The following is a 5,222-nucleotide window of genomic DNA, read 5'->3' as shown; positions in this document are numbered from 1 at the left end:
ATTTGGAGATTTGGAGATTTGAAAAATTAAAGATTGGAGAGATTTGAAAATGCTATTATTTTTTATTGAAAGTTCATCAAAAAAAGCGGTCGGAAATTGTTTTCCAACCGCTTTTTTGATACCAGAATGTTGGTTTTGACTCGGCTAAAGACGCAAGCATTGCGTCTATACAGAATACTGATTTTAACATAATCACTCATGTACTCAATCACCAATCACTCAATTCGGGATTATCTAAGAAATAAAACCTTTATCTCTTAAGATTTTATCCATCAATTTCTTATCGTTATCGTTTGAGAAAATGCTGAATGGCAAATAGATAAACTGATATTGACCCAAATCCAACACATAAGCTTCTTTTTCTTTTCTAGCAGTTTTGATCATATCCCATTTGATAACACCACCTTGCTCGTCTGTAATTTTCATCAAAATTTGACGACTATCAATTTCGTAGCGATATTTTTCAAAAAGTTGTTTGTATTGATCCAACTGCGTTACACCCGTAAATTGAATTGCCCAGAAAGCAACATAACCAATCGCTCCAATAAGAGTCAATACATAAATCCAGTAATTGTGATAAATACCTGTAATATTGAGCACCGCGTTCACAGCGATAAGTCCAAGTGGTACAAAACCCCAATACCATTGATTTTTGACCATTTGGCTCATATTAAGAGTAATAAACTTGTTTTTATCAAGCGCATACTTTTTTGTTTTGATAGCCAGTGGATTTACTGGCATTTGCACCATTCGTCTTTGCTGACCCTGTGCATATCCTTTTGCCATGTCGTTGTTCTTTATGCTTTATTGTAAATTATGCTATTGTTCGCAAACAGACTGCAAATGTACAAAAAATAAGCGTAGCTAAGTATTTTCACTTGCTACGCTGTCAATATTTCTTAACAAATCTACATTATGAGAGGATTCACTCCACGTTATTTGCGCTAACCTCTACATCTCCAACACCTTCCAAAAGATTACTTTTCTTTTCTAAACTGAATACTTTCGACCAAAAACCTATCCTGATTTCTTTTGAGCAGGATATACACCGCATAATTCCCCCGATTGGTCTTGTACAGACCTCTGTAATACTGAGACAAAGAATTGGCACCTTGATGAACTAACTGAAAGTCTTGTGGTGGCCAACGTTTAAAGAACGACTTTAGAATGATTTCGGCGTGCGTTTGAGAAATCTCACTAAAGTCAATTTGTTCAGCATCAATTAATAAATCCACATTCTCGTCAAACATCGAAGCTAGCTCACTTGCTTGACCTTGTTTGAGTGACGTAAGTAATTTTCCAACCGCAAAACTTTGTGGGTCAGCACCGCCCCACGAAGTCCAAAATATTAAAGTAAGAATAAATGAAAGTAGTATTTTCATGTTGTGTGTCAATATAACTGGATGAAGTTATATGACAGTGATTCCGCACAAATTGTGCCAGCCCTCCTGAAAGCATTTTTTTTTGAATATTATTTATCCAATTATCTAAAAATTTATCTTTCAAGTCTTAATATTGCGACTTGCAATCAGAATCGTCTCTATAATTGCTTAGAAAGAGCTATAGAGGTCAATAAAGTTTTAATATCTTCGTATCATGGAACTAACAGATAATCAAATACTAAACCAAACACAGGTACTTCAAAAAATCAAACGTATTGCGTTTGAGATATATGAAAACAATTTTGAAGAATCTGAAATTATCATTGCTGGTATCAAAGGACAAGGATATTCGTTTGCCAAATTACTTGCCGAAATGATTGGAAGTATCTCTCCCATCAAAGCCATTGCGGTACTTATTGATATGGACAAAGAAATACCTAATCCAAGTATCACATTTGACTGTGAAGATAGCCTATTAGAACAAAAGGCAATCGTCGTTGTTGACGACGTATTGAATACGGGTCGTACTTTCGCTTATGGCTTATCACCATTTTTGCGTTTGCATGTGAAGCGTCTTCAAACAGCCGTTATCGTGGATCGTGGCTACCATCGCTTTCCAATTGCTGCCAACTATATCGGGTACGAATTATCTACAACGATTAACGAGCACGTAAAAGTTATCCTAGACAACCCTGATGAAGTTGGCGTTTATTTGAGCTAGAGATATTGAGTGATTATTGAAATACTCAACCATTTTGTAGAGATGTATGGGTTTGCATCTCTACAGAATGGTTTTTTTCTTAAAATCAATCACTAACTCACTCAAACACTCAATCACTAAATTATGCATACCCCTTTCTCCACTTTGTGCCTCTGTGCCTTTGCCCCTTCTCCACTATTAAAAGCTTTCTTCTAAAACCTTCACAAATTTTGGTAACTTTACTAAGGCAATTGATGTTACTCCATTAATGGCTTGGTGAATTATCCCTTTGCCTTTGCATTCAATTATATTCCTTATTTCATGTCCAACCTCACAGACAACACAGGCTATGAGCATATCGAAGTGCTCGGAGCAAGAGAACATAACCTAAAGAATATTGACCTCACTATTCCTCGCAACAAACTTGTCGTTATTACTGGCATCAGTGGTTCGGGGAAATCTTCGTTAGCATTTGATACCATTTATGCTGAAGGACAGCGTCGTTACATGGAAAGTTTTTCGGCCTATGCCCGAAGCTTTATTGGCGGTATGGAACGCCCCAATGTGGACAAAATCAATGGGCTTTCGCCTGTAATTTCGATTGAGCAAAAGACCACTTCCAAAAACCCTCGCTCGACCGTAGGTACTGTTACCGAAATTTATGACTTTATGCGTTTGTTCTATGCTCGCGCAGGAGAAGCATTTAGTTATTTGTCGGGCGAAAAAATGATTAAACAGTCGGTCGATCAAATCATTGATGTCATTCTCAATGATTATGACAATCAGAAACTAATCATTTTGGCTCCGATTGTCAAAGGTCGTAAAGGACATTACCGTGAGCTTTTTGTGCAGATTGCCAAATTGGGTTATACCAAAGTACGTGTCGATGGCGTGGTGATGGATATTCAGCCAAAAATGCAGCTCGATCGTTTTAAAATACACGATATCGAGATTGTCATTGATCGTATTGTCGTAAAAGTAGAAGACCGCTTCCGTCTTTCACAGTCTGTTCAAACAGCCTTGAACCAAGGAAAAGGCTTGATGATGATTCGTGATGAAAAAGGTGAAGTGCGTAATTTCTCTAAATTTTTGATGGATCCTAAAACGGGGATTTCTTACGACGAACCTGCGCCTAATACCTTTTCGTTCAACTCTCCTTATGGCTGGTGTCCTTGTTGTCAAGGTTTGGGAGTTGTTGAGGAAATCACAGAAGAAGCTATCCTTCCTGATAAAAGTCTCAGTATTAGCCGTGGGGCGATTGCGCCGATTGGTGAGTACCGTGAGATGTGGATTTTCAAACAATTAGAGGTTTTACTCAAACCATTTAAAGTAAGTTTGACTACTCCGCTCGATAAATTCCCTAAAGAAGCTGTCGAAATTATGTTGTATGGTTCTGACGAGCCTGTTCCAGTTCCTTCCAAAAAATATGAAGGTACAGAATGGAATACCAAGTACGAGGGAATTATCAATTTCTTGAAAAGACAACAAGAAAGTGGCTCGGATAAAATTCAAGAATGGCTCAAGGATTTTATGATGATTCGCATTTGTCCAGACTGTAATGGAGCACGTCTGAAAAAAGAAGCACTTTTCTTTAAAATAGATAATAAAAATATTGCAGAATTAGCACAGCTAGATGTTTCGGACTTAGCCAAATGGTTTGAAGGACTCGAAGAGCGTATGTCTGAACGCCAAAATGTAATCGGTCGTGAGGTTCTTAAAGAAATCCGCAAGCGTATCGGTTTCTTGACGGGCATTGGCTTGGAATATCTTACGCTCAACCGCCCACTTAGAACGCTTTCGGGTGGCGAGGCGCAGCGTATTCGTTTGGCAACCCAAATTGGTACGCAGTTGACCAATGTCTTGTATATCATGGACGAGCCAAGTATTGGTTTACACCAGCGTGACAACGTCAAATTGATTCAAGCGCTCAAAGATTTGCGTGATTTGGGCAACTCTATTTTGGTTGTAGAACACGACAAAGATATGATGCTCGAATCGGACTATATCGTGGATATTGGCCCTGGTGCTGGTCGTCACGGAGGTTCGATTGTGGGTCAGGGAACACCTGAGGAGTTTTTGAAAAATAACTCGACTACTGCTAAATTTTTAAGCGGCGAGACCAATATTGAAGTACCCAAACAACGCCGTAAAGGCAATGGCAATACTTTAGTGATCAAAGGTGCTAATGGCAATAACCTCAAAAATGTTACGCTAAAGCTTCCTTTGGGCAAGATGATTGCGATTTCTGGGGTAAGTGGTTCGGGAAAATCTACCTTGATTCACGAAACGCTTTTCCCGATTCTCAATCGCCATTTCTTTAATAGCAAACGCGAACCTATGCCATTTAAGGCTGTGGAAGGTTTGGAGTTTTTGGATAAAGTAATTGAAGTGGATCAGTCGCCGATTGGTCGCACGCCACGCTCCAACCCTGCTACTTACACAGGAATGTTTTCGGATATTCGAACGCTTTTCTGCGAATTGCCAGAATCCAAAATTCGTGGTTACAAAGCTGGACGTTTTAGCTTTAACGTAAAAGGCGGTCGTTGCGAGGATTGTGAAGGCGCAGGAATGAAAAAAATCGAAATGGAGTTTTTACCTGATGTACATATCGCTTGCGAAACATGTAAAGGCAAACGCTTTAACAGAGAAACATTAGAAGTGCGATTTAAAGGAAAATCCATTGCCGATGTGTTGGATATGACGGTAGAACAGGCGGTAAGCTTTTTCGAAAATCAACCTAAAATTCAACGTAAAGTTCAGACCTTACATGAGGTTGGCTTGGGCTATTTGACGCTAGGTCAGCAAGCAACAACCCTTTCGGGTGGCGAAGCCCAACGCGTAAAACTAGCGGAAGAACTTTCGAAAAGAGATACAGGTAAAACCATTTATATCCTCGACGAACCAACGACTGGTCTTCATTTTCAAGATATTAAAGCTTTGATGGAAGTTTTACAAAAGCTTGTAGATAAAGGAAATACCGTGTTGATTATCGAGCATAATTTGGATGTCATCAAAGTATCCGACCATGTGATAGACTTGGGTCCAGACGGTGGTCGCAACGGTGGACAAATCATCGCTGAAGGTACACCTGAGCAAGTAGCTAAGGTGAAAGGTAGTTTTACGGCTAAGTTTTTGAAGGA

4 protein-coding genes are annotated in these 5,222 nt (G+C 39.2%); 2 read left to right on the top strand and 2 right to left on the bottom strand.

What is annotated here, in order from left to right:
- Nucleotides 1-234 precede the first annotated feature (234 nt).
- Nucleotides 235-786 carry a YcxB family protein gene (locus ACOVQ4_RS01775; protein ID WP_205690772.1) on the bottom strand — a complete coding sequence of 184 codons (552 nt, stop codon included), beginning with the start codon at nucleotides 784-786 and terminating at the stop codon, nucleotides 235-237.
- 191 nt (nucleotides 787-977) lie between these two features.
- Nucleotides 978-1,382, bottom strand: coding sequence for a DUF4783 domain-containing protein (locus tag ACOVQ4_RS01770; protein WP_095160795.1), 405 nt, complete (start codon nucleotides 1,380-1,382; stop codon nucleotides 978-980).
- Nucleotides 1,383-1,596: 214 nt separating this feature from the next.
- Here ACOVQ4_RS01770 and ACOVQ4_RS01765 point away from each other — a divergent pair, with 214 nt between their 5' ends.
- Together ACOVQ4_RS01765 and uvrA are read left to right on the top strand one after the other, a co-directional pair.
- The gene (locus ACOVQ4_RS01765) at nucleotides 1,597-2,103 is read left to right on the top strand and encodes a phosphoribosyltransferase family protein (protein WP_421818948.1); all 507 of its coding nucleotides are present in this window, start codon (nucleotides 1,597-1,599) and stop codon (nucleotides 2,101-2,103) included.
- A gap of 300 nt (nucleotides 2,104-2,403) precedes the next feature.
- On the top strand, nucleotides 2,404-5,222 hold a 2,819-nt coding region (gene uvrA / locus ACOVQ4_RS01760; protein WP_421818947.1), incomplete at its 3' end, for an excinuclease ABC subunit UvrA.

The organism is Flectobacillus sp., from assembly GCF_049240685.1.
In the GTDB taxonomy this organism is placed as follows: Bacteria; Bacteroidota; Bacteroidia; order Cytophagales; family Spirosomataceae; genus Flectobacillus.
Note: the sequence above shows the minus strand (reverse complement) of the source record. Positions and strands in the feature narration are given on the sequence as shown.